General features: G+C 62.1%; 25 protein-coding genes, 1 tRNA gene and 8 pseudogenes. 14 read left to right on the forward strand and 20 right to left on the reverse strand.

Features of this window, described 5'->3' with window-relative positions; translation table 11 throughout:
• Window positions 1-330: pseudogene (locus IPF76_RS14605) on the reverse strand (hypothetical protein); the annotation flags it as partial.
• Entirely contained in the window at window positions 327-506 is a 180-nt protein-coding gene (locus tag IPF76_RS14610; RefSeq protein ID WP_293845522.1) for a hypothetical protein, read from the reverse strand. The pseudogene IPF76_RS14605 and the gene IPF76_RS14610, both read right to left, overlap by 4 nt.
• A 323-nt stretch (window positions 507-829) precedes the next feature.
• On the opposite strand from IPF76_RS14610, the gene IPF76_RS14615 reads away from it, so the two are divergent.
• Window positions 830-921: transfer RNA gene (locus tag IPF76_RS14615), tRNA-Ser, on the forward strand.
• Between the two features lie 136 nt (window positions 922-1,057).
• Window positions 1,058-1,270, forward strand: a complete 213-nt coding sequence (locus tag IPF76_RS14620) for a hypothetical protein (protein WP_293845525.1) — start codon at window positions 1,058-1,060, stop codon at window positions 1,268-1,270.
• 391 nt (window positions 1,271-1,661) lie between these two features.
• Here IPF76_RS14620 and IPF76_RS20910 read toward each other — a convergent pair.
• The 6 genes and pseudogenes from IPF76_RS20910 to IPF76_RS14655 all read right to left on the reverse strand — a co-directional run bounded on the left by IPF76_RS20910 (window position 1,662) and on the right by IPF76_RS14655 (window position 4,469).
• Window positions 1,662-2,610, reverse strand: a pseudogene (locus IPF76_RS20910) (3-keto-5-aminohexanoate cleavage protein).
• A 23-nt stretch (window positions 2,611-2,633) separates the two neighbouring features.
• Window positions 2,634-3,158, reverse strand: coding sequence for a TauD/TfdA family dioxygenase (locus IPF76_RS14635; RefSeq protein ID WP_293845534.1), 525 nt, complete (start codon window positions 3,156-3,158; stop codon window positions 2,634-2,636).
• Entirely contained in the window at window positions 3,059-3,457 is a 399-nt protein-coding gene (locus IPF76_RS20915; RefSeq protein ID WP_366499728.1) for a TauD/TfdA family dioxygenase, read from the reverse strand. Before IPF76_RS20915 ends, IPF76_RS14635 begins: the two co-directional genes overlap by 100 nt.
• Before the next feature lie 36 nt (window positions 3,458-3,493).
• Window positions 3,494-3,772: a zinc-binding dehydrogenase gene (locus IPF76_RS14645; RefSeq protein WP_293845540.1), complete on the reverse strand. Its 279-nt coding sequence runs from the start codon at window positions 3,770-3,772 to the stop codon at window positions 3,494-3,496.
• Between the two features lie 20 nt (window positions 3,773-3,792).
• The gene (locus IPF76_RS14650) at window positions 3,793-3,906 is read right to left on the reverse strand and encodes a hypothetical protein (RefSeq protein ID WP_293845590.1); all 114 of its coding nucleotides are present in this window, start codon (window positions 3,904-3,906) and stop codon (window positions 3,793-3,795) included.
• A complete protein-coding gene (locus IPF76_RS14655; RefSeq protein WP_293845543.1) occupies window positions 3,858-4,469 on the reverse strand; it encodes an alcohol dehydrogenase catalytic domain-containing protein in 612 nt (203 codons plus the stop codon). Before IPF76_RS14655 ends, IPF76_RS14650 begins: the two co-directional genes overlap by 49 nt.
• A gap of 265 nt (window positions 4,470-4,734) precedes the next feature.
• On the opposite strand from IPF76_RS14655, the gene IPF76_RS14660 reads away from it, so the two are divergent.
• Together IPF76_RS14660 and IPF76_RS14665 are read left to right on the forward strand one after the other, a co-directional pair.
• The gene (locus tag IPF76_RS14660) at window positions 4,735-5,238 is read left to right on the forward strand and encodes an AraC family transcriptional regulator (RefSeq protein ID WP_293845546.1); all 504 of its coding nucleotides are present in this window, start codon (window positions 4,735-4,737) and stop codon (window positions 5,236-5,238) included.
• Entirely contained in the window at window positions 5,214-5,621 is a 408-nt protein-coding gene (locus tag IPF76_RS14665; protein ID WP_293845549.1) for a helix-turn-helix transcriptional regulator, read from the forward strand. Before IPF76_RS14660 ends, IPF76_RS14665 begins: the two co-directional genes overlap by 25 nt.
• 135 nt (window positions 5,622-5,756) lie before the next feature.
• On the opposite strand, the gene IPF76_RS14670 is transcribed toward IPF76_RS14665, so the two are convergent.
• Window positions 5,757-6,086, reverse strand: a complete 330-nt coding sequence (locus IPF76_RS14670; RefSeq protein ID WP_293845551.1) for a mobile mystery protein B — start codon at window positions 6,084-6,086, stop codon at window positions 5,757-5,759.
• A 587-nt stretch (window positions 6,087-6,673) separates the two neighbouring features.
• Window positions 6,674-6,889, reverse strand: coding sequence for a hypothetical protein (locus IPF76_RS14675; protein ID WP_293845554.1), 216 nt, complete (start codon window positions 6,887-6,889; stop codon window positions 6,674-6,676).
• A 60-nt stretch (window positions 6,890-6,949) separates the two neighbouring features.
• On the opposite strand from IPF76_RS14675, the gene IPF76_RS14680 reads away from it, so the two are divergent.
• Together IPF76_RS14680 and IPF76_RS14685 are read left to right on the forward strand one after the other, a co-directional pair.
• Window positions 6,950-7,195 (forward strand): DUF1778 domain-containing protein, encoded by a 246-nt coding sequence (locus IPF76_RS14680; RefSeq protein ID WP_293845557.1) that lies wholly within the window; start codon window positions 6,950-6,952, stop codon window positions 7,193-7,195.
• The gene (locus IPF76_RS14685; protein WP_293845559.1) at window positions 7,185-7,709 is read left to right on the forward strand and encodes a hypothetical protein; all 525 of its coding nucleotides are present in this window, start codon (window positions 7,185-7,187) and stop codon (window positions 7,707-7,709) included. The genes IPF76_RS14680 and IPF76_RS14685 overlap by 11 nt, the downstream gene beginning before the upstream one ends.
• 265 nt (window positions 7,710-7,974) lie before the next feature.
• Here the strand turns inward: IPF76_RS14685 and IPF76_RS14690 are convergent, their stop codons facing one another.
• The 5 genes and pseudogenes from IPF76_RS14690 to IPF76_RS20920 all read right to left on the reverse strand — a co-directional run.
• Window positions 7,975-8,688, reverse strand: coding sequence for a M14 family metallopeptidase (locus tag IPF76_RS14690; RefSeq protein ID WP_293845562.1), 714 nt, complete (start codon window positions 8,686-8,688; stop codon window positions 7,975-7,977).
• Between the two features lie 117 nt (window positions 8,689-8,805).
• Window positions 8,806-9,057, reverse strand: a complete 252-nt coding sequence (locus IPF76_RS14695; protein ID WP_293845565.1) for a hypothetical protein — start codon at window positions 9,055-9,057, stop codon at window positions 8,806-8,808.
• Between the two features lie 121 nt (window positions 9,058-9,178).
• Entirely contained in the window at window positions 9,179-9,691 is a 513-nt protein-coding gene (locus tag IPF76_RS14700) for a TonB-dependent receptor (protein ID WP_293845568.1), read from the reverse strand.
• 21 nt (window positions 9,692-9,712) lie between these two features.
• Window positions 9,713-11,500 (reverse strand): TonB-dependent receptor, encoded by a 1,788-nt coding sequence (locus IPF76_RS14705; RefSeq protein WP_293845571.1) that lies wholly within the window; start codon window positions 11,498-11,500, stop codon window positions 9,713-9,715.
• A gap of 208 nt (window positions 11,501-11,708) precedes the next feature.
• Window positions 11,709-11,810 (reverse strand): annotated as a pseudogene (locus tag IPF76_RS20920) (hypothetical protein); the annotation flags it as partial.
• Window positions 11,811-11,948: 138 nt separating this feature from the next.
• On the opposite strand from IPF76_RS20920, the gene IPF76_RS14710 reads away from it, so the two are divergent.
• On the forward strand, window positions 11,949-12,125 hold the full coding sequence (locus IPF76_RS14710; protein WP_293845574.1) for a hypothetical protein: 177 nt from the start codon (window positions 11,949-11,951) through the stop codon (window positions 12,123-12,125).
• A 117-nt stretch (window positions 12,126-12,242) separates the two neighbouring features.
• On the opposite strand, the gene IPF76_RS14715 is transcribed toward IPF76_RS14710, so the two are convergent.
• Window positions 12,243-13,199: an alpha/beta hydrolase gene (locus IPF76_RS14715; protein WP_293845577.1), complete on the reverse strand. Its 957-nt coding sequence runs from the start codon at window positions 13,197-13,199 to the stop codon at window positions 12,243-12,245.
• Window positions 13,196-14,578 (reverse strand): annotated as a pseudogene (gene dctA / locus IPF76_RS14720) (C4-dicarboxylate transporter DctA). The gene IPF76_RS14715 and the pseudogene dctA overlap by 4 nt, the downstream one beginning before the upstream one ends.
• A gap of 518 nt (window positions 14,579-15,096) precedes the next feature.
• Between dctA and IPF76_RS14725 the strand changes: the two are divergent.
• From IPF76_RS14725 to IPF76_RS20925, 4 genes and pseudogenes are all read left to right on the forward strand, one after another.
• Entirely contained in the window at window positions 15,097-16,458 is a 1,362-nt protein-coding gene (locus tag IPF76_RS14725; protein ID WP_293845580.1) for an ATP-binding protein, read from the forward strand.
• Window positions 16,455-17,018, forward strand: a complete 564-nt coding sequence (locus IPF76_RS14730) for a response regulator (protein WP_293845582.1) — start codon at window positions 16,455-16,457, stop codon at window positions 17,016-17,018. Before IPF76_RS14725 ends, IPF76_RS14730 begins: the two co-directional genes overlap by 4 nt.
• Before the next feature lie 15 nt (window positions 17,019-17,033).
• Window positions 17,034-17,513: pseudogene (locus tag IPF76_RS14735) on the forward strand (sigma 54-interacting transcriptional regulator); the annotation flags it as partial.
• A 168-nt stretch (window positions 17,514-17,681) separates the two neighbouring features.
• A pseudogene (locus IPF76_RS20925) lies at window positions 17,682-17,780 on the forward strand (hypothetical protein); the annotation flags it as partial.
• Window positions 17,781-18,019: 239 nt separating this feature from the next.
• Here the strand turns inward: IPF76_RS20925 and pgl are convergent.
• A pseudogene (gene pgl, locus IPF76_RS14740) lies at window positions 18,020-18,684 on the reverse strand (6-phosphogluconolactonase).
• A gap of 642 nt (window positions 18,685-19,326) precedes the next feature.
• On the opposite strand from pgl, the gene IPF76_RS14745 reads away from it, so the two are divergent.
• Complete coding sequence (locus tag IPF76_RS14745; RefSeq protein WP_293845585.1) at window positions 19,327-19,785, forward strand: superoxide dismutase family protein; 459 nt, start codon at window positions 19,327-19,329, stop codon at window positions 19,783-19,785.
• A gap of 271 nt (window positions 19,786-20,056) precedes the next feature.
• Here the strand turns inward: IPF76_RS14745 and IPF76_RS14750 are convergent.
• A pseudogene (locus IPF76_RS14750) lies at window positions 20,057-20,426 on the reverse strand (PRC-barrel domain-containing protein).
• A 754-nt stretch (window positions 20,427-21,180) separates the two neighbouring features.
• Here IPF76_RS14750 and IPF76_RS20930 point away from each other — a divergent pair.
• Entirely contained in the window at window positions 21,181-21,798 is a 618-nt protein-coding gene (locus IPF76_RS20930; RefSeq protein ID WP_366499726.1) for a chloride channel protein, read from the forward strand.
• 169 nt (window positions 21,799-21,967) lie between these two features.
• On the forward strand, window positions 21,968-22,507 hold the full coding sequence (locus IPF76_RS20935) for a chloride channel protein (RefSeq protein WP_366499727.1): 540 nt from the start codon (window positions 21,968-21,970) through the stop codon (window positions 22,505-22,507).
• A 443-nt stretch (window positions 22,508-22,950) separates the two neighbouring features.
• Here IPF76_RS20935 and IPF76_RS14760 read toward each other — a convergent pair whose 3' ends face one another.
• A complete protein-coding gene (locus IPF76_RS14760) occupies window positions 22,951-23,484 on the reverse strand; it encodes a fasciclin domain-containing protein (RefSeq protein ID WP_293845588.1) in 534 nt (177 codons plus the stop codon).
• Window positions 23,485-23,551: the final 67 nt, after the last annotated feature.

Raw genomic sequence — 23,551 nt, forward strand, 5'->3', positions numbered from 1 at the left:
CTCTTCGCTGTCGAACGGGTTATAAACAAGGACGAAGGTATTGCCCGGCATTGGCGCCGGCATCGAAGCCGATCGACGGACCGGTCGGTAGGCGGGCAGTTCGCCCTCAATCTTGTGGTGCAGCGTCCGTTTAGCAGCGTACGCCGAGTACCAGCGCGCCGCCCGCTTCGCGGCCGACGTTATAGGCGTTGGGCTCGCCCTGTTTCGAGAATATCCTCGATCAGACCTGCCAGCCCTTGCGCACCTTGCCAAACACACCTCGGCTGCGCCGATCAGGTCGTCCTGCTTGTAAGTGGCGGTATCCTCGGTGATGACGGTGGTTGTCGTCATGTCGCTGGGGTCGCGGTGCCATCGGCGGGAGCCGCGCTTGTCTGCTGGTCACCGGTGGCCAGGTCGCTGTCGTAGTTGATGACTTCGTCGGTGGAATTGCTCGATACCGGCGGGGGCGAGGCGGGAGGGTTGTCGAGATCGGAATCGATCGTCGTGTTCGGATCGATCTCGCGCATCTGCGCCGCAGCGGGAACCGCGGCGCAAGGCCAAGCGAGGCCATTGCCGCCAGGCAAAGCTGGTGAATGTTTTTCGCATGTCTGACCCCAAAAGTTCGAACGGCGCGTGCGCGCCGAAACCACCGTTAATCATGACTCGGTTTGCGCGGCGGCAATGAACCGGCGATGACCCGGGGTCGAATTTGCGCCGGACCAGATCGATTGCGCGACAAAATGCCGGGTTGCTGCGAAATCTAGCGCAATCTTAGGCGTTGCGGGGCGCAGGAAGTGCATGGCCTTAACGACCCGCCTAGGCCAGCTGTCGTTAGCGCGACAGGCCATGCGGAGACGTGGGTGAGTGGCTGAAACCAACGGTTTGCTAAACCGTCGTGCTGTGAATGCGGCACCGAGGGTTCGAATCCCTCCGTCTCCGCCAATTTTTCGTTCCGATACGTCCAGAGCCGCCCTGAGAAAAGCCAAGAATTTCTGCGGCTTACAGGGTGATTCGTGTTCCTGTGCATCCGCTGCGGTCCAGACCTGACAATTTGCAATTGTGGTGGGATTTGCGAAAAATGAGCATGGACAGACTTTCGGTCACCTCGGTAGATACGCTTGCCGTCCCGGTCGCTATGGCGACGGCGGCGAGCTTTACTCGTTGTTCAGCCCAGCGGCGCCAGAGCTGGATCTGCCGGGTCCAGCGCGACCGCCGCCGCGACATCGGACTTGGCAGTGTCGTGGACGTGAACCTTGCCGAGGCCCGCGAGCGCGCGATACCCATCGCCTGATGGATATGGGCGTCGATCCGGTGCTTGAGCGACAGGCATCCGCGCTGTGCCCGACAGGGGCGACCTCCGCCCTCGATATCGCAGCGCGCCCGATCGAAGCGCGGCGACCCGGGCCGCCTGGCTGAGCCGGTCGGCATCGAGCATTTCGACAGTGCGCGAGCCAGGGATCGCGCGCGACGCATGCGTCTGCCAATGATCCTCGACATGATCCCGGAGACCCGGGACAGGGGACAGTCGGGCTACCGAGCATGGCGGTCATCGCGCGTCCCGGTCCGGCTCAGGCGAATTCGCGGATCGGAACCGCGGGCTGCTTCGGCTCGCGGTTCGGCGCCATGCCGAAGCTGGGCGAGCGTTTCTTCGGTCGAATTATATTGCGTGCCGATCCGGTAGATCACGCGCGCTTCCTCGCCGCTGGCGACGTCGCGGGCAGCTCGTTCGAAATGCGAACCAGCTGCTCGATCTGCGCGATAGAGCCCATCTTGTTCCCGTGCGGGTCATAGATTGCATCCTCGATCCCGCAGCGACAATGCATGCCGAGCGCAATCGCGATGGTATTGATCGGCAGCACATTGCCCATTACGCTTTCGAGCGTCACCGTCGAGCCGTCAGGGGCGCGGCGGATGAATTCCATGAAGTTCGCCGGATTGGGCCCGTCGAACCCGCCGCCGATCCCGACCCAGGTCAGGTTGAGCGGTCCCTTGTAATGACCGCGGCGCACGAGGCGCTCGACCGTTTCCATGTCAGGCATGCAGGTCAGCTGGAAATGCGGCTGGATGCCGCTGCCGGTCAGGGCGGAGATGCTCCTCGACCCATTCGGGTCCGGCGGGCACGACCATCTCGCGATAGGCATGATAGAGCGCGGGATTGGCGAGCGTGGTCGGGCCATATTCCTCCTCGGTCATCAGATCCATGACGTTCATCTGCGTCGAGTTGACCGCGATCGTCACCTGCTCGGGCGCCGGCATCAGGTCAGCGAGCATGTGTCGGACCTCGTCCGAGAGCCACTTGGCCTCGGCGCCATCTTCTTCGCCTTCGGGCGCGAAGGAAATCGAACCGCCGACCTGGATGATCATCCCGGGCACTGCAGTGCGGATCTTGCCGATCACTTCGTTGAACATCGACAAGCGCTTCGAGCCATGGCCGGCGAGCCCGCGGCAATGCATGTGCAGCACCGTGGCGCCGGCACTATAGCAATCGACGGCCTTCTGAACCTGCTCCTCGATCGTCACCGGAATATCTTCCGGAAAATCCTCGGGCATCCATTCGGGACCATAGGGCGCGGCGGTGATCACCAGCTTGTCCTGGTTCTTGGGCAGAAGCGAATCGTCGAGGAACTGCATTGTGGGTCTCCTTCAGAAATGGGTCAGAACGGGCGGTCGCCGATGATACCGGCGCGCTCCATGCGGCGGACGGTCGGCGCATAGTCGGCAACGGCATAATGCTGGGTCGAACGATTATCCCAGATCGCCACGCTGTTGGGCTGCCAGCGCCAGCGAACCTGATATTCGGGGATGGCGGCGCGGCCGACGAGATAGCTCAGCAACTGCGCTGCCCCGGGGGCGTAATCCTGGCCGAAGCGGACATTCTCGGCGGTGTGGAAGTTCGTGAAATGGGTGGTGAACCCGTTCACAAACAGGATTTTCTCGCCCGTCTCGGGATGCGTCCGCACCACCGGGTGCTCGGCGTCGGGGAACCGCGCTTTCAGCGCGTGGCGTTGCTCCTCAGACATGCGCGCCCCGAAGCTCGCCTCGATCGAATGCCGCGCCTTGAGCGGAGCGATGACCGACTTCACATGGTCCGGCAGGTCGGCATAGGCCTTTGCCATGTTCGTCCACATCGTGTCGCCGCCGACCGGCGGGCAGGCGACACAGCGCAGCACGCAGCCCATTGGCGGCGCATCGCGCCAGGATGCGTCGCTATGCCAGCTATTCTCATAATAGTCGGGCGAGAAGTCTCGTCCTTGTAGATACGGACAAGCCCCGGATGATCGGGATCGCTGCCCGCCACCGGATGGTCCTCCAGCTCGCCGAAACATTCGGCGAACGCCACATGATCGGCCCGTTCGATCGCCTGATCGCGCAAGAACAGCACCTTATGTTCAAGCAGTGCGGCGCGGATCTCGGCGAAAAGATCATCGTTGTGCGCCGCCTCGGCGAGATCGATTCCCGCCGATCTCGGCGCCGATATGCGTGGTGAGTTTCTCGATCTTCATGGCGCAATACCTCAGAGCAGGAAGATGGAGGAGCCGATGGTCTTGCCCGATTCGAGCGCGCGATGCGCGTCGACGCAATCTTCGAGCAGGTAGCGCTGGCCGATTTCGACCTTGATCCGACCGGCTGCGAGATGATCGAACCAGAGCGTGGAAAGCTCGGCGCGCTCGGCCGGATCTGCATAATAATCGGCGAAGCCCGGGCGCGTAAAATAGACCGAGCCCTGCATCATCAGCTGGAAAGCATCGATCGGCGGAAAGGGACCCGACGAAGTGCCGCTGCCGACGAGCACGCCGCGGCGCTTGAGCGATTTCAGCGATCCTTCGAACGTGTCCTGCCGACACTGTCGAACACGGTGGTGACGCCTTCGCCGCCCGTCAGATCCTTGACCCGCGCGGCGACATCCTCGCGGCGGTAGAAGATGATCTCGTCACAGCCGAGCGAGCGCGCCTTTTCCGCCTTTCCTCGGTCGAGACGGTTCCGATGACGCGCAGGCCAAGCAGCTTCGCGAGCTGCACCGCAGCAATCCGACCCCGCCAGCGGCGGCGTGGAGGCAGGATCGTGTCGCCGGCCTTCATCCGCGGGTTGGTCTTCGCCAGCCAATAGGTCGCCGAGAGGCCGCGCATCGTCGATGCCGCGGCGTCCTCGAACGAAATCGCGTCGGGAAGCTTGAATAGGGGCGCCGCAGGCATCACCCGTTCGCTGCTATAGGCGCCGAGAGAGCTGCCATTATAGGCTACGCGATCACCGGGAGCGAAGCCCGTCACGCCTTCGCCGACCGCCTCAATCGTCCCGGCCCCTTCGACGCCGATTCCGGCAGGAAGTGGGGCCGGATAATAGCCCGAGCGGAAATAGGTGTCGGCAAAGTTGCAGCCGACCGCTGCGTGGCGAATACGGACTTCGCCGGGACCCGGATCGCCGACCGCGATCTCTTCGACCCGGAGCACGTCGGGTCCCCCAGCTTCGTAAAAACGAACCGCCTTTGCCATGGTTTTAACCTCTCCTTTTCTTGAAGCTATCCGATCCCGCGCTTGCGCTTTTCACATTTTGTGACATAAATTTTCCAATCGACGCCAACGGGCGCGGGTGGGAGAAGGATGGTGGCGGAGCTCGTCCGCGTCGCGGCATTGACCGGCTATTTCACGCTGATGCGGAGCTTCGAGATCGATCCGCGTCCGCTGCTGCGCGAATGCGGCCTGTCGCCCGAGCTGCTTGAAAACAGCGAGCAGCTGATTTCGGCGCGCTGCGATCCGGTTGCTCGAACGCAGCGCCGAAGTTTCGGAATGCGAAACATTGGGGCTGCGGATGGCCGAAGAAAGGTCGCTCGCAAATCTCGGGGCGACGAGCCTGCTCATCGCCCATCAGGCAACCCTGCGCGGCGTACTCGAGGCGCTTCAGGAATATCGCAACAGCATCAACTCGACCCTGGTGCTGCATTTCGAGGACATGGGGGGCGAGGTCATCTTGCGCGAGGATTTCTCGCTGAGCAGCCCCGAACCCAGCCGCCAGTCATCCGACTTGGTACTCGGCGTGCTGGCGCGGCTTTGCGCGAGCATCCTCGGCGAAAGCTGGACACCGCTGTCGGTCTGCTTCTCGCACGAGGCGCCGCCGCCTGCCGAAATGCCCATCTTTCGAAGGTTGTTTCGCTGCAAGCCCGAGTTCAATTGCGAGTTTAACGGGCTGATCCTGCACGCCACCGATCTCGACCGCGCCAATTGCGCGCCGATGCCGACATGGCCAGCCACGCGCGCGAGTTGATCCAGTCGCTTATGAGCCCCGCGCTCCGCACGGCCGCTCAGGATGTCGAACAGGCGATCATGCTGTTGCTGCCGGCTGGCCGCGCTACGATCCAGAATTGCGCCGAATCGATGGGGCTGACCGTGCGCACCTTGCAGCGCATGCTCGATGCCGATCGCACAAGCTTCAGTGAGCTGCTCAGTCGGGCGCGCATGCAATTGTCTGCCCAATATCTTGCCAACCCCAGGACGCGGATCACCGAAGTTGCCGAACTGCTCGGCTATGCTTCAATCGGTGCCTTCACCCGGTGGCACAGCGAGACGATCGGTGTCTCGCCTAGCAGATGGCGCCAGCGGCAGCTTGTCGACCGGGGCGTGGCCCCAACCTGCCGGACCCATAGCTGACTAAACTTCGAGTAATAATAGTGGGGTAGTATTTGAATTCATCAAACTGGATGCCACACGTCACCGCTGAACGGGACGCCTTGGCGCCGGTGCGGGAAGTCTGTTCGGGAGACTGGTGTTTTAGTGCGCGCGCGATTAGGCGCGCGAAAAGGTGACGAGACGGTCGTAGTCACCAGCATCGGCGGCTTTGAGTGCAGCGATATACGCCTTTCGCGTCTCGGATGGATCGACCAGATTGACCCGGCCCCATATGAAGCGTGGCTGGCCGAGCTGAATAGCGAGCAAATCAGCTATCAGGCGCGAGAAACGCCCGTTGCCGTTCGGATAGGGACGAATAGCCACAACGCGGTGGATGAACCGCACCGCGATTTCGTCGGGCGGGAACGTGGCGTGCTCGACCCAATATTTGGCGTCGTCGATCACCTGATGCAGGTCGACCGCGAAAGAACACTTAAGTATGAGCAAAAATCTGGAAGTTGCTTATAAATAGGTGAGCGAGTCTTGATGACAGCGCGGGCTGCCTCGGAAATGCGTTATGGCAGATGGTCGGGGGTAGCGCACTAGTGACCTGCGGATTTGACCGCGGCGTCCGTCCGGTGAATGGTCGTGTCCGCGGCGGTGGTGTCGCTTTGTTCGGTAGCGAACTGACCGACAGCGCTCCTGAACCAGACGGTCCGAAATTGGCGTGCAGGCTCTCGTCAGATCCATCGACAGCGGCATAGGCGGCCACGTCTGCTGCGGAGATAGCCTCCGGGCGTGCGGCCAGACCATCGAAAAATAAAGGTACAAAAGTAGCGGGCTTGGTAGCCCTGGACTAGGGTTTCGGCCAGACCCGTGGGCGTGTGAAAGTCGAAGTGCCATGTCATCGGCGAGGCTTTGATCTCGTCCCAGGGCTCGAGGCCGGGGATCGGTATGTCCAATATGGCCGCGCCAGCGATTTCCGCAGAATGGCGTCGCGCGTACCTCCGAGGTTTTTTCGTTGCGCTCACTGAGAATGAGATCTCAGTCACATGCTTGGTCAGCTCGAGCCCGTGAGCAGTCGGCCGGTGTTCTTACCGACCCATCGCTTCCAGACAGAGGTTTTCAAGTTCAGCCGCATCGGTATCCTTGGCATCAATAATGTGCTGCAGGCGACCCGCTGCGCATCGCTCTAGAATGATCATCGACCAGGACATGGCAGGTCGCGCAGGAGCAGCATCCTCCGCCGTTAGCAATGTTGACATGTACGGCGTTTGACCGTACATCGGCAAATAAAGGAGATCGGCCATGTTTGCGCTGGAATCGGTTGCCTCGACGCCGGGCAAGATGGAGGCGCGAAGGAAGTGCGGATGCACCGCGCTGATGAAGAGCGTATCCGCGCGGCCGCCGCAGCGACCGGCCTTCAGGAGGCTGACTTTATCCGCCAGGCTGCCCTCATTCGTGCGCAGGAAGTCGAGCAGCGCATGAATCTTTCCATTCTACCGGTTGAGGCATTCGAGGCTTTCAGGGCTGCGATCAAGGCTCCGGGCAAGAAGGTGCCCGGTTTGGCGCGTGCGGCGAAGGCCACGAAGGATATCTTCAGGGATGCCGAATAAGTCGGCAGATCTGCCGACCATCACGATCGCCAAGTTCGAAAACGCGTTGCATGAGCGCAGCGCCTTTTCCTGCGGTTTCGCGCCCATAGACAACTTCCTGAAATCCTCATTGTCCGAGCAGATCAAGGACGGGATGGTGGCCGCGTGGATGGCGACGGCCGAAGGTCAGAACGCCGTGCTCGGCTTCTACACCCTCGGCGCGATGGCGGTCCGCGCGCAATTCGGTCCGAAGAAATGGCAGCGCGCCCGGGTTCCCGACATTCCGGTCATCTATATCCGGGCAGTTGCAGTGCGTCAGGATATGCAAGGCAGAATGCTGGGTACAGCACTGGTCGTAGACGCGATGAAACGCTGCCTCGGCATTGCGGAGCAGATGGCGCGGCAGCTATCGTTCTTGATGTGCTTGACGGCGAGCATTTCGACCGACGCTGGAACTTCTATGCTGAACTCGGATTTCAGCCGCTCGGTGATTCTGAGAACCCGAGAAGGGTCTATATTTCGATGGCCGATGTGAGAGCGACGCTCCAGTAAGGTCGGTGATCATCGACGGCGAAATCGATGTGATGAAGATTGGCCGATCGATCTTCCTTCATTACGAAAGCTTCAAGCGGCTTTTTGAGCGCAGCTGAGCGGCATGACTTTGGAGGCGGCACCGCAGCGGCGGCTTCGCGCCTAAACTTCGCCATCCCGGCTGCCGTATCGACGTCCCGAAAGCGGCTGTTCTCTAGGCTTTGCCGTGCTGGCGACTGATCGCGCCAGTTGCGCTCTTACAGACGACCTTAGGGCAATTCCGAAAGCGAAAGTGCTTCCACCAGGCTTTTGGCAAGCTCGCGGGCAGCTTGCGCGACTGCCTGACGGTCCGTTTCGTCGCCAACCTCGTAAGTATAGGCGGGGATGGCATGGGTGGTGTGGAACCAGTTCTTTGCTGTTCCCGCTCCTGGGTTGGAGTTGCGACGCTCAATGGAAAACGGGTAATCGGCGATCAGATGTTCCTTGCCGCCAAGCCAGCGCGCGAGGAACCGTTCCTGATCCTCGCTCGATTCGTCGCCTTGCACGTAGAACAGGTTGCGCGAGGTGGAGTGGAAATCGACCATTGCGACAGGGCGAACCTGGCTTGGCAACCGGCCAAGCCATTGCGCAACGGAGCGGGTCTCGGGCTGGGCAAAGGTTCCCCAGTCGCGGTTGAGATCCTCGCCGCCCAGATTGGCCCGCCAATGTCCGCGCGCTACGCCATCAGGATTGAGCAGCGGAACAGCGAGCACCTGCAAATCCTGCGCGTCGAATTTTCCGGCGTCGGCAAGCGTGACCAGCGTTTCGAGGAAATGTTCCATCGCGATCGCACCGCTGACCTCAGGCGGATGCTGCCGCCCGAGCAGGATCACCAGCCTCGGCGCGGTAGGCTGGCCGATCCGGAGGGCTTCAATGGGCCGCCCGCCGTGGGAATGGCCCAGCGTTTCTCGTGTGACTGCGGCGCTGCGATCGAGCCGCGCCATCAGCGAAGCATATTGCTTGTCCCGATCAGTTCCTGGCCGCTGACGACAGCCTCACCCGGTGGCAGGGCTAGGGTCGCGGTCCTGCCGTCGTCGCGCAGCGAAGCGTCCAGCACCTTCTTATGGGTCTTGCTTTTGCCATTTGGGGCGGTAGCGATGCTTCGCCGCGAGATAGCGAAGATGGACGACAACATTCTCGGATCCATTCGACTGGTAGCGAAATGCGTACCACGGGCTGGGATTGATCGGCGGGGCGTGCTCGGGCGACACCAGCACCGAGAACTCGCGTTCGCCCTCGATTGTGCAGCGCGAGGGCGGTGCCCCTTCGAAATCGAAACTGATGCTCGCGGTTTCGGTGGAGCAGCCCGACAAAGCGGCCTCGGTCCCGGTGTCGAGGGGAGGTGACTGCGCGCACGCTCCGAGGAGAAGGAGCGCGCCCCAAAGGACAACCGGACCCGATGCAATCTCACAGCGTCAGAACTTCTTCCTGATTTCAATGGCGAACTGGCGACCGCGTGGACTGTGCAGATCGCTGTGAGAAGCCATAGGTCTCGTCGGCGAGCGGCGGGTCGGTATCGAACAGGTTGTTGATCGCAAACCGCAGCCGGGTCCCGTCGAGCGCAGTGTCGTTATTGATCGTATAGGCGACCGACACGTTCATCGTGAAGACGTCATCGACGGGGAAGAAGTTGGCGTTGGGATCGTCCGATACGATAAGCACGTCGCGAACCACGCTCGTGTCGTAGAACTTGCCAACATAGCTGCCGAACAGGCCCACCGCGACCGGCCCCTTTTCCCAGTTGATCGAGCCGCTGGCGCGCCATTTGGGGCGACCGTCGACCTCAAGGAGTTCGCCAAGTCCACCGACGGTAACGTCGAGCGGCAGCGTTCCTGCGGCGATCGCATCGACGATTTCCTGTCCGTCGGAACCGGCGCTCTGCACGAAGCTGTCGAGCCTTGCGGCATTCAGCCGGATCCGGAAGTCGCCGGCCCCGAAGTCGGGCACACGATAGACAAGCCCGAAATCCTAACCCTTCGATACGCGGCTGTCGAGGTTGACATAGGGGTCGATCACGCGTTCGATCCGGCCCGCCGGAGCCAAGCCGGTTCCGGCAAACAGGGCAATATCGTCGGCTGTCGGCGCTTGGCGGATGACGTTGGGGTTGGTGCTCCCTGCCAGACGGCGCAGCAGGTCGAGCGCGATGGCGTTGTCATCGCCGAACGTGCCGACAAGGCCGGTCTGCTTGACCCGCCAATAGTCTGCCGTGATCGTCAGGCCGGGGATGAACCCAGGCTCCAGCACGATACCAAGATTGATGCTTTCGCTGTCTTCCGGCCGCAGGTTACGGGCGCCCGAGCGGAAGCTGATCACGCCCGCGCCGGGACAGGCGGCGAGGCTGGCGATGATGCCCTTCTGGACTTGTGCCTGGCAGACCACGAAGTCGTCGCGCGTGTTCGACCGCGTGGTGCCGTCGTCGTTCACCTGCACCAGGTTCGGGGCGCGGAAACCCTGCGACCAGGCGCCGCGGAACGTGACGCCGGATGGTCGTCCACGATGCCGCGATCCGCGGCACCTTGGCGGTCGCGCTGATGTCGGCGAAACGCTCGATCCGGCCCGCAAGCTGGACGTTGAACGCCTCGACCAGCGGAATGTCCATCTCCGGGCTGACCAGGGGAACGAACAGCTCTGTAAATGCCGAATAGACGTTGCGGACGCCGTCCGAATCGGGCGATTCGCTGGTGCCGGCGACATCGCTGCCGTTGAACACGCCGGTGACGCTGTCGGTGAAGGTGATGGTCCCGTCGATCCGGGATCGCGGTCGTCGTAGAAGGTCTCGCGCCGCCACTCCACGCCGGCGGCAATGCCGACATTGCCGCCCGGAAGGGTGAACAGGTCATCGCGGCTGATCTTGAAGTCGGCGAGCGCGAGACTTGTGCCGCCCTTGCGGAACACGTCGATCCTGAACGGCTCGATCGAAGCGGCCGGGTTGGGCGTACAGTCGCCGAGGCCCGGATCGTCAAGGCAACCGCCGTTGAACGGGTTATATGCATCGGGCGTGGTCAGGTTGATCTGGCGCTGCATGGCCGTGAGCGAAACCCGGTTTCGTTCCAAGTCGACCGTATCCGCTTCCGAATAGACGAAGCCGGTGTCGAAGTCCCACGCGCCGAAGTTGCCGCGCAATCCTGCGACGAGCCGGTAGCTTTCCTTCTCGACATCGATGATCCGGTTGCCCACATCGACGAAGCGATAGCGTTCCATGATCAGATCGGCGCCATCGGCCGCAATCGTGGTGCCCGGCAAACGCTGCGGGTTCGGCTGTCCGTTTCGCGTGGTGGGTCCGAATGGATTGTAATAGGCGTTGCGCGAGATGCCGACGGGGACCGCGCTGAGGATTGCCGACGGATCGAAATTCCGCACACTTTTCGACCGATAATAGCTCCCCTCGAAATAGGCCTCGATATTGTCGGTCAGCTCGTAGCTGAGCAGCGCCAGCGCATTATAGCGATCCTTTTTGCTGATCAGGCTATTGCCGAATATCGTGTTGTAACGAACGGCCGCGACCGGCGTCTCGCCGTTGCGGGCACAGATGCCGCCGCCGAACTGGAGACGGCAGCCGGTGAACGTGCTCGGCTGGAGGTAGAAGTCGTCGTCGGCGATCGGCGTGCGGTTGGACGGCGCCTGGATATCGAACTGTCCGAACGGGCCAAATGTATTCCGGTTGTTGAACGAAGCATCGCCCTCGAAATCCGTCCCTGCAACCAATGGCAGGCGATCGTCGTCGCGCGTAATCCCGCCCAGTGACGGGAAGGCCATTTTCGTGGAAGTAGCTGCCGTACACGGTAATATTGCCGCGACCGCCACCGAAGTCGAACCCATAGCCGCCAGTCAATGTGTAGCTGTACAGACTCGTCCCGTCGGACATGCGGTAGTCGCCTTCGATAAAGCCGCCTTTCATGCCGCCCTTCAGGACCGTATTGACGACACCCGCCACGGCATCGGCGCCATACAGGGCCGACGCGCCATCGCGCAGTACCTCGATCCGCCTGACGCTCCCGGGCGATCTCGTTGGTGTCCGGAGAGACGACCGGAACCAGCAGCTCGGTCTGGAAGCCGGGGTGCAAATTCATGCGGCGGCCATTGATCAGTAATAGCGTGTTGCCGGTACCCAGGTCGCGCAGATTGATCGAGCCGACATCGCCGCGCACATTGTTCTGGGTTGTCGCGTTCTGCTCGTTGGAAGGCGACCGTCCCGGCCTGCGGAATGGCGCGGAACATCTCGTCGCCCGACGATGCGCCGCTGTTCTCGATCGACTGTTCATCGATCACGGTCACGGGCAGCACGTCGTTGATCTGGGCGCCCTGGATTTGCGTGCCGGTAACGACGATCTCCGGTTCTGTGACAGGGGCTGAAGCGGTCACGTCCGCAGTACCCGGCTGAGATCCGGCCGCCGCCTGGTCCTGAGCCGAGGCAATGGAGGTAGCGAGCAGGCTCGTGCCGCCTGAAGCGCCAGTCTGACAATGGTTGCGGTGATGCGCATTTTGGTGATCCTCCCGATCATTTCTTTTGGGTAATTGTCTGGGTAATTTGCGTATCGAGGCAGGTGGTGAACAGCGCCGGCCATTGGCTCAGGGTCTGGTCAGGCGTGCCGAGGCCCCATCCGTGACCTCCGGCTGAAAAGATGTGCATCTCTACACTGGCGCCCGCCCGGTTGAGCGCCTCGAACAGCGCGAAGTTGTGGCCGGGGGGCGTCGTCTGGTCGTCGGCCGAGGAAAACAGGATCATCGGCGGCGCGTCCTTCGACGCATGCGTATCGAGCGACCATAGTTCCTGTGCGGCGAGGCTCGGCTCGCGGCCGACGATCTCGCGCCTGGTCCGGGTCGTCTCATATGGCTTGCGCAACGTGACCACCGGGAACAGCAGCGCGGCGAAGTCGGGCCGCGCGGAGGCTGTTTCGATCCTGTCGGTTCCGGTGTAGAACGCCTGGTCCGGCTTCAGCGCGGTGTAGCCAGCCAGATGCCCGCCGGCCGAGAACCCCAGGATACCGATGCGGTCGGAGCGGATACCAAACTCATCGGCACGATGGCGAACGATCTTCATCGCGCGCTGCGCATCCATGAACGGGGCAGCGGCTTCCATCCGTCGCCCGGAAGGCGATGGATCAGCTCGAAGACCGTAACCGTTGCGCTGCAGCCATTGCGCCGCAGGCGTGCTTTCCTTCCATAGCTGGATGCGGAAATAGCCGCCCCCGCCGATGACCAGTACCGCCCGGCCGTTGGGATGGGTGGGGCGATAGACCCGCAGGCGCGGATTGGAGACCTTGGATACCGCGCCAAAGCCCGCGCCCTTGCTCCCGATGAGCTCCGGTCCGCTGACGTTACCCTTGCCCGGCGGCTTGCCCGGCCAAAGAGGGATTTCCTCGAATTCCTGCGCGTTCAGGGCAACGCCGCCCAGCACGGTCGATGCAGCGAGCAGCGTGGCAGCGCCCGAGAATAATGTACGGCGAGCAATCATGGTGCCTCTCCGATCGCGGCCGCCACGCCTTCGCTATAGGGTCCGGTGCGTTCGTGATGTTCAATGTCGGCTTCCGGAAGCGGCATCGGGCTACCCGCCATCGCGGCGGCGAGGCGCTGCGTGTCGAGCGCGTTCTCCCACTTGGCGACCACAATCGTGGCGACGGCATTGCCGATAAAGTTGGTCAGCGCGCGGCACTCGCTCATGAACCGGTCGACGCCCAGGATCAGCGCCATGCCGGCCACCGGAACCGAGGGAACAACCGACAGCGTTGCAGCGAGAATGACGAAGCCTGCCCCGATGACGCCTGCCGCGCCCTTCGAGCTGACCATCGCGACGAGTACCAAGGTCAGTTGCTCGCCCAAGGACAGATCGATGCCCACGGCCTGCGCAATGAACAATGCGGCCAGCGTCATGTAGATGTTGGTGCCATCCAGGTTGAACGAGTAGCCCGTGGGCACCACCAGTCCGACCACCGTCTTGCGACAGCCGGCAATCTCCATTTTCTCCATCAGGCTGGGCAGCGCAGCCTCGGACGAGGACGCCGAGAACGAGCAGAAGCTCCTCGCGCAGATATTTGATCAGACCAATGATGGTGAAACCGGCCAGCCTTGCGACGAGACCGAGCACCACGAGCACGAACAGCAGCGAGGTGAGGTAGAAGGTCGCGATCAGCGCAGCGAGGCTGGCCAGCGAGCCGATGCCGAATTCGCCGATGGTGAAGGCTATCGCCCCGAAATGCGCCGATCGGGGCGAGTTTCATGAGCATGTGAACGAGCTTGAAGATGACCTTGTTGAACGACCCCATTATGTCGAGCACGAGGTCGCTGTGCGGCCTCGTCGTGGCAATCGCGACCCCGCTCAGGATTGCAACGAGCAGCACCTGGAGAATCGATCCGCTGGTCAGGGCGCTGAACAGCGTCGTGGGAATCGTGCCGAGCAGGAAGGCCGCAATGGTCTGCTGCTCCGCGGTTTCCGCATATGCCGCAACGGCCGCCGTATCGAGCGATGCGGGATCGATGTTCAACCCCGCACCCGGCTGCACGACGTTAGCGACGACCAGCCCGATGATCAGTGCGAGAGTGGAGAAGAACAGGAAATAGACGAACGCCTTGCCGGCGACACTGCCGACTGCCGTCATGTCCTTCATTCCGGCGATGCCGGTCGCAACCGTGAGGAAGATCACCGGGGCGATGATCATCTTGACCAGCGCGATGAAGCCGTCGCCGAGGGGCTTTAGCGAGGCGCCGAACTCGAAACAAATGTCCCACCAGCGCGCCGAGCGCGATCGCGCTCAAAACCTGGACATAGAGATGCCGGTAAAATGGCAGTTTGCGAGCGGGCACGCTCGTTTTGCCAGTGGCCGCTGCCAGTTCCATCGCCAATCCTCTCCCGCGGCAGTTTTGCCTTCAGGGAACTATAGGTCGCGATTGACCCGCGTAAACGTCGGAGGACTAAATAGATTTAGCATCTAGGTTCAAATATTTAGGCTCTAACGACGATTGGTTTTGTGCGGTTTTCCATACATTCAGGTTGCACATTGTGCGAAAAACCGCACAATGTGATGATGGCTGGCTGGGCAGAGATTATGGTTCGTGATCGGCGTCGCCTGATTCTGCTGGCAATGGTCGTCATCGTTCTGCTGGCAGGATTAGTCCTGTCCGTCGACCGGGTGATGTACGCGCGCCCTCGCGCAGGAAAAAGGCGGTCGCGCGCGACGATGCCGCGATCGCCGCCGGCCTGAGAAGCGAACTCGACAAGATCAGCCTACTGCCGATCACGCTGGCAGGAGATCTGCAGGTGCGCGAGCTGCTGGACGGCGATTCCAGCCCACCAGGCTGCTCGATACCCGGTTGGAAAACCTCGCCCGCCAATCGGCGCCGCGGCCATCTATGTCATGGACAAGGACGGCCTCACCCTTGCGGCCAGTAACTGGAACCAGCCTACCAGTTTTGTAGGTTCGAACTACGCCTTCCGTTTCTATTTCCGGCAGGCCCTGAACGCGGGAACCTCGACCGAATTTGCCCTTGGCACGGTCAGCCGCAAACCGGGGATGTATATCGCCAACAGGGCCGGCTCGGCGACCAATCCGCTCGGTGTCGTAGCCGTCAAGATCGAGTTCGACGCGCTCGAGGCAAGCTGGCGCAAGGCAACCGACGGCGTATACGTTACCGATGCCAGCGGTGTCGTGCTCTTGGCGACCGACGCCGGGTGGCGGTTCCGGCTGGCCCGGGAGGGCGTCGGCCGAAAGCGCGATGCGGTGCAGGACGAGCAACGCTTCGGCTTGGCCCGACTGGAGCCGCTGGCGATCATGCGGGCTCGCGGCGAAGGGGAGCGGGCGATCATTGAAGCGCCGCTGTTCGACACCTTGCAACCGATCTCGCCCGGTGGGTGGACCCTGCACCTCCTGGTCGACCCGGGGCCGCGCGCAGCTGCCGCGATCGCTAGCGGCAGGCTGGCCGTGGCGCTGGCGCTGGCCAGCACGATCGCGCTCGCGTTCGCCCTGTTCTTCGTGCGGCGGCGACGTCAGGCCCTGCAGGAGGAAATGATCGCCCAGCGCACGCGCACCTTGCGCGACCAACTGTCCCAGGCGAACCGCCTCGCAACATTGGGCCAAATCTCGGCGGGAGTCGGCCACGAGATCGGGCAGCCCGTTGCCGCCATGCGGGTGTTTGCCGAGAACGGCGAGAAGCTGATTGAGCGCGGACGCGCCGAAGAGGCGTCGGCAAACTTTCGCGAGATTATCGGACTGGCGGACCGGCTCGGACTGATTACGGGAGAGCTGCGGCGGTTCAGCCGCCGTCAGCCCGGGGCCCGGCGCCTCGTGCGGATCGGCGAAATCGTCGACGGAGCGCTCCTTCTGCTCCGCGATCGGATCGTGTCGATGGACGTGGCGCTGCAGATGCCTTCGGTGGATGATCTCGATATAGCCGTAACCGCCGAGCACGTGCGTCTGGAACAGGTCCTGGTCAATCTGCTCCAGAACGCACTGGATGCGGTCGGCGAGGCGGGCGCGATCACTATCGAGGTGGTCCGCAACGAAGACGAGATCCGGCTGCGCCTGTGCGACAGCGGCCCCGGGATCGGCCCCGACGAGGTCGCCCAGCTATTTCAGCCCTTTGCCACCACGAAACCCGACGGCCTCGGGCTCGGTCTGGTCATTTCGCGCGACATCATGCGCGATCTCGGCGGCGACCTTGTTTTCGAGCCCCACGAGATGCGAACCTGCTTCACCATGATCATTCCGCTGACCAAATGATCGACAATGGAATATCCGTTGTCTTCGTCGAGGATGACGAAAGCCTGCGGGCAGGCACGGTCCAGGCACTGCAATTGGAGGGATTTGTCGTGGCGGCATTTCCGGCCGCCACGGCGGCTTTGCGCGAGATCAATGCCGACTTCGATGGCGTGGTGGTCAGCGACGTTCGCCTGCCGGTCCTCGACGGGATCGAGTTCTTTGCGCGGATTCGCCAGATCGACCCGGATATTCCTGTGATCTTCACCACCGCCCACGGTGACGTGTCTATGGCGGTCAAATCCATGAAGGACGGCGCGGCGGACTTCTTCACCAAACCCTATGCGATCGAGTGGCTCGCCCGGTCGGTCCGCCAGGCAGCCGACCGGCGCAAGCTGTTGCTGGAGAACCGCCGATTGCGCCCGCAACTCGAAGGCAGCGCACGCGCCGGCTGGATGGGATCGTCCGCCGTCGCAAGCCGCACCGAGCGGATCGTGCGCGAAGTTGCGCAGACCGACGCTGATCTGGTGGATCAGCGGCGCGCCGGGCACCGGCAAGAGCCATGTCGCGCGCCTGGTGCATGACTCAGCCCGCGCCGGAACCGTCCGTTCGTCGTCCTTGATCCCGGCGTGTTCGCCAACGAGGATGCCAATGTCCTGGTCTATGGCCGCGATCCTTCGGCCGCGCTGTCGAGATCGGGGATGATCGAGCGGGCAAGTGGTGGGACACTGGTCATCGAAGCCGTGGAAAATATTACCGCCCGCGACCGGCAGCGCCTGGTCAGTCTTGTGGACCACCGGAATTTCATCGCCCTTGGCGCCGACCGCCCCAGAAGTGTCGATATCCGAATAATCGGGACCACCACGACGCGCCGTGCGGACGACGAGGACGGTCCGGCCCGCGACCGCGGGCTGGAAGACCGGCTGAGCGGCATAACCGTCACATTGCCCGGGCTTGTCGAAAGGCGTGACGATATCCCAGAACTGTTCCGCATGTTCGTCGCGGATTTCGAACGGCGCCTCGAACGTTCAGCAGCAGATCTCACCGAGATCGAGTGGCAACATCTCGTAAGCCATTAACTGGCCCGGCAATGTACGCGAATTGCGAACATTTGCGCAGAATTTCGTGCTTCGGACTTACGCGCCTCGCTCAACCCGCAGCGCAGGATGCGAAGGGAGCAAGCCTTCATGCTCGCGTCGCAAACTTCGAGCGAACGCTTCTCGAAGATGCGATGACGCACGGGCGGAAGCGTCGCTGAAATTCAGCGAAATCTGAATATTCCGCGCAAGACCTTGTACGATAAACTTGCCAAATACGGGCTTCGGGCACGCAACTTTCGGTCATGAACGATCGACGGCCCGGCGACGAGCGAGGCCGTCGTCGACAGCGCAATCAGGCCGTCATTGTTAACGAACCGACACGCGCTACACCCGAAACTGATTGGCGAAAGGAGAGAGAGCTTTTCACTTGTCGGAACCCGATCCGGACCGGCGGCAACCTGCCATTCTCGTCCGTTGTAATGCAAAGGCCCGCTGAACGGCTGACGGGATACTATGTCGCGAGTTGGCCAATTGCGGAGAATCTATCAAGCCGGGGCCCAGTGGATATCGACAGGCAGGTCCGTGCCAGCCAAGGCGAGCCCGATCGGATAAGGCGAGGACCGTCCTTGTTTCATTGCCGTTTCAATCACAGCGCGCTTCTCGTTGCCCGTCACCGCGATCAACAGCGCGCGTGCCATGGTGATCGCGGCGAGACTGAGTGTGACACGCGGCACTGGGGCTTCCGGCGGCATTGATCCGGCATCACGCCCAAGGCCCGGCGCTCCTTTGGACCGTTCACGGCCTCTTCGAAATCGGGGCCGGGGAAAATCGAGGCGGCGTGTCCATCGCTCCCTACGCCAAGGAGGCAGAGGTCGAGCGGCCAATGAAGGTCCTGCATTAGCGCATCGGCAGACCGTCCGGCTGCCTTGTAGTCGGCAATCGCAGTCGGAACGATGGGCATGACCCGGGCGCCCTTCGGGAGAAAATATTTCGCAAGGGTCGTGACGTTGCTGAGGGGGTCACCAAGCGGGACGATCCGTTCATCACCGGGCACGATGGTGACGCGCTTCCAGTCCAGTTTCGCGGACGAGAGCTTTTCGTATATCGGGATGGGTGTCTTGCCGCCGGCGAGCGCGATCACTGCGGCGCCGCGCGCATCGATGGCGCTTTCGATGATGAAACCGATGTCGCCCGCGACAGCCGCCGCCATCTCGGTCGCATCATCATATTCCTACCATTCAACTTCATCGCTCACATGATTCTCCTTGAACAGACACAGAGGCCGGCATGGCGTGTCGCCAACCGCGACCGTTTACAACCTGTACACCCTGATCTCACGCCGCCTCTAGCACTACTCGGTCTCCCGTGGCCGGGCGTTAAAGGTCATGAAGGAGATAGCGGCGCGTAGCTCCGTCGGTTCGGTAGCCTCCTCGTTGATGAACGTTGATGTCGTGTCTTGGAAGGGGTTGAAAAAGTAGATCGGCATGGCTGACCGAACCCATGACGCAGTGCGGCGTTCCCGCGCTCGGATTTTCGGACGAATGCGGACAGAAAAAGGGTTGGGCAAGCGTTGTTGGTCCTCGCGTCGGCCGCACTTGGTCTGCCGAACCATAATCGACCACGACCGGGCACCACATACAGCGATCGCGGCTCGGAGCTCCACTGTCGCAATCGCGGGGAACATTGCCGGCATTCAGTGGTTGGCCTTGCATGATCACCGGCAGAGGAACCAAGATGAAGAAGCTATGTTGGACTGCGACCGCCATTCCTGTCCTGTTGGCTGGCTGTAACGCGCCGGACACATCGACGCCGCTCGCCGATAAAAATGCTGCAGGCACGCAAGCCGTAACGAATGCCGCGGATGCCGGCAGCGGAGCGCGCCGCAGCGGATCTCAAGACAGCAAGCGGCGCGGCGGCAGGCAAGGCTACAGCCGCGATCATAAACGGACGCGTCATGCTGATTTTGCAGGTCGAAGGGCTTCCGCCCGGCCAGCATGGCGTGCATGTTCACATGATCGGCAAATGCGATGCGCCCAAATTCGAGAGCGCGGGCGGTCATTGGAATCCCGCCGACGTACAGCATGGCCTCGACGCGCCTGGCGGACAACATGCCGGCGACATGCCCAATCTCGTCGTGCAAGACAATGGCCGTGCCACCCTTGCATACGAGCTGAAGGGTGCAAGTTTCGCGGGTTTGATGGACGAGGATGGATCAGCGATGGTTGTCCATGCCTCCGCCGACGATCAAAAGACCGACCCTTCGGGCAACAGCGGCGACCGGATTGCATGCGGAATATTCAAGGCAAGCTAGGCGCCGGGCGGCGAACCGACATGGCTCAGCAGGCTTGGCAATTTTCTTAGCGATCCTCTCACTTTAAATTTTCTTAGCGATCCTCTCACTCTAGAAGATGTGCGGGGCTAACCGTAGGGCGCGGCCCGATACAACCAAACCGCCGAAAAAAGGGCAGGGCGATAGCGCGCGGCGGAGACTGATCTCTCCACCGCGCGCATCGTTTGTTGAATGAAGGCACGACCGTTATCATCCTTCTCATGATGGATGATTTTTCGGTCGCCGTTCATTGTCAAAGCAGCGGATAGGCGATGCCATAATGGCTGTAGACACCGCGGCCGTAGACATCGTCATATTCGGGGGTTCTGTCCGCTGCATAATGCGGAGCGCGCTCGACCTGCTGCTTCGAGAGGTTCACGACATAGCCATTCTTGTCGGTGTCATAGGTGAGCATGTCCCACGGGATGGGATAATGGTCGCTGCCAAGGCCAAAAAGGCCGCCAAATTCGAGCACCGCATATTCCGCCTTGCCCGACCTTTGTCGATCATGATGTTGCGGATCGATCCGAGCTTTCGTTCTCGCCATTGTAGACGCTGGTTCCTTCGACCCTGTCGGATGCGATGAGGCGATGCGTTGCATTTCTTTCGATGGTATCGACCATGATGGTTCTCCTCAGGTTGGTGATGGCGCAGGCTCGCGCTAGGATGCGAGCCAAGCGCTTCCCCCTCTTGTCTTACCAACAAGCGACTGGGGCGGCCGTTGCAACGGTGACCATATTTTCCGGCGCGCGGCCCGCGCACATCGATTAACGCGGACCGAAGTGCGACGTAAGCGGCTAGCCCATTTGACGGGTGTGCCGCCGATCAGCACCTCCATCGAGCCCGGCATTTCGACATCGGTGAACCCGACGCGGATCTGGGGGTGCGCTTCGCGCAGCGCGATAGCCTCGGCCGGGGTTTGCGCCTCGAGAACGCCATTTAGCCGGCATCGTTGATCATGCCGGTCGCCGACATGAGCACGAGCGGATCTTACGCGATGATCAGCGCTGTTCGGGCCGACACCTGATCCAATTCCACTCTTCAACATATCAGCTCGCTCGTCCGCGCGGCACCCGGGTTTCGATCGCATCAGACCGGTGATCCTCCAACACCTGCTTGGGCATTTGGTCTCTTGGCCTTTCGAATACAGATATTCTGCTTCGGTTGGCCCGTCGTTCAGGCATCGACCGGCCTATCGATCGGCCATCGCTTATCAACTGCTCGAAAGCTTCGGCTCCCGCGCCGCCGGTCTTGGCAATCTCATCTCCTGACGCCTCTGGCCTCACTGCCTGCAGGAGACGCTGTCTATGTCCTTGGCGCCCCGCCTGAGACCCGCGCCGGGGTTGCGCCCTCGCGAGGGTGCGTCCACATGAGCGCATGCCCGCCAAGCCGACTCGTCCGCGCTGGCTGCGCCTCTGGCAGCTGCGCATCAATCGCCGCGCGAAAACCGAAGTGGTCGATATTCACCGCCGGGTCGCAATGATCAGTGGCGCGGTGCTGCTCGGTCTTGTTGCGCTGGCATTCGCCGCAGCCGGCGATCGCGCCCAACGGCTGATCCTCATGGCGACAGACCGGATATGGTGGATTCCACTTCTGATCACGCCCGCCGGCTTCGCGCTAATCGTGTGGATCGCGAACCGGTATTTCCCGGCCTCGCGCGGTTCGGGCATCCCCCAGATTATCGCCGCGAGCCGCCGCCTCCGAGCAGGAGGCGAAGGGGCCGCTCGTCCGCTTCGCACCGCCTTTGGCAAGCTGGGGCTCACGCTCGCAACGCTCGCGGTGGGCGGATCGGTTGGTCGCGAGGGACCGACGGTCCAGGTGAGCGCGGCGATCATGGTGGCGGTGCACCGCCTGCTGCGGGTGCGCATCACCGCCGGGGTGTTCATTGCAGGCGGGGCGGCAGGTGTCGCGGCGGCGTTCAACACGCCGCTGGGCGGAATCGCTTTCGCGATTGAAGAACCTGCGGCCGCCATGAGCAGCGCGTTGCCGTCCTGACGATGGGCGCGGTGATGATCTCGGGTCTCGTCAGCCTCTCGATCGCTGGCGACTATATCTATTTCGGCGTGATGCGGGACACCTTGCCGGTGTCGGAGGTGCCAGTGATCGCTCCCGTCGTCGGCCTCGGCGGCGCGGGCTGCTCGGCGGCCTGTTTTCCGCATCGTGCTTGCCGCGAGCGAACGGGCGTCGCCGTGGGCGCCGCGCCGCGTCGCGCCCCGTTCTTTTCGCGGCCGGCTGCGGCCTCGCCGTCGCGATTGCCGGCATCGCATCGGGCGGCGCAACCTGGGGCACCGGCTATGACATCACGAAGTTCCTAGTCGAGGGCCATCGGGGCGAACTCTGGCTCTTCCCCGCCAAATTCACCGCCGCGCTGGCCTCGACCTTGAGCGGCGCCCCAGGCGGCATCTTCGCGCCGTCGCTCGCGGTGGGGGCGGGCTTTGGAAATCTCCTCACGCCGATCTTTCCTGGTAGCCCGGCGGGCGCTGTCGTGATGATGGGTATGGTCGGCTATTTGGTCGGCGTCGTTCGCGCGCCGTTGACGGCGGTCATCATGCTGATCGAGGCGACCGCGGCGGGCGGGGTCATCCTGCCGTTGTTCGCGACCGCGCTCATCGCCGACTGGGCGAGCGCGCAAATCTGTCCGACACGTCTCTATCACGGGTTATCGCGGCGAATGGTCCCAGCCGCGCGGTCTGGCGACGCCTAGCAGTCGATACAGATGTGTTTGTCCTTTTCCCGTCGGGCTGCCTCACGGCTTTGGATATGGATGGCGACAGCCTTGGAAAGGCTGGTGCAGCGTTGACTTCCTTCTGTCAGCAAGACCTTCGTTGCGATAACCCTTCGAAGGAGGTTTCGACGGCCAGTCCTTTTCCGTCCATCGCCCCGTCGTTTGCGACAGAATGAGAACAAGGCAGCACCATATCTGGCGCGCTGCCGTGTCCGCTGATTTGACTTGCGAAACCGCTGGCGGCAAAGTGCGATATGCCGGATGCAGCATTACTTCTCGGCCTTGTGGCAGTCTGCGTCATACTGGCCTGCGTCGTGTTGACCCTTACCGCTTATCGCGACGACGACTGAGGGTCAGCGCGTCACCTGTGCGAGCGAGGGCATGAGCACGCCATTCACGACATGGACCATACCGTTCGATTGCTAGACATCGGGCTCGGTGATGAAGGCGACGCTGCCTTGGGTTCCCTCGATCTTGATATTGCCCTGCACCTCGGTGAGTTTCAGCTCTTCGCCGGCAACCGTGGTCAGGACTCCCGTGCCGCTTCCGGCCTTGATTTTCTTGTAAAGGTCCGCGGACGTCAGCCGCCCGGTTACGACATGAAAGTTGACGACCGCGGCGAGAGCTTCGGAATTTGCCGGATTCATGAGCCAGCCGGTCATTTTCGGAATTGCCGCAAAGGCCTTGTCGGTCGGCGCGAACAGGGTGAAGGGGCCGGGTGCGCTCAATTCACCGACGAGACCGGCGGCGCTGATCGCCTTGATCAACGTCGTGTGGAGTGGCGACTTGGTCGCGTTCTGGACGATGTTCCAGTTCGAATAGAGGGTGGCTCCACCGACCTCGGAAGTGGTCGCCTGCGGCTGGGCCTGCTGGCCAATGGCCGCGCCGGGCACGAGCGTCATTGCCAACAGGGCGGTGGCTAGAAAGGGCGTGGCGAAATACTTCGCGCGCATCATAGAATTTACTCCAGTTAAATGAGACGGGTTGTGCCTATTGAACGGTCAAAAGGCGCTATCGTTGCAA

The organism is Sphingopyxis sp. (genome assembly GCF_016704835.1).
In the GTDB taxonomy this organism is placed as follows: domain Bacteria; phylum Pseudomonadota; class Alphaproteobacteria; order Sphingomonadales; family Sphingomonadaceae; genus Sphingopyxis.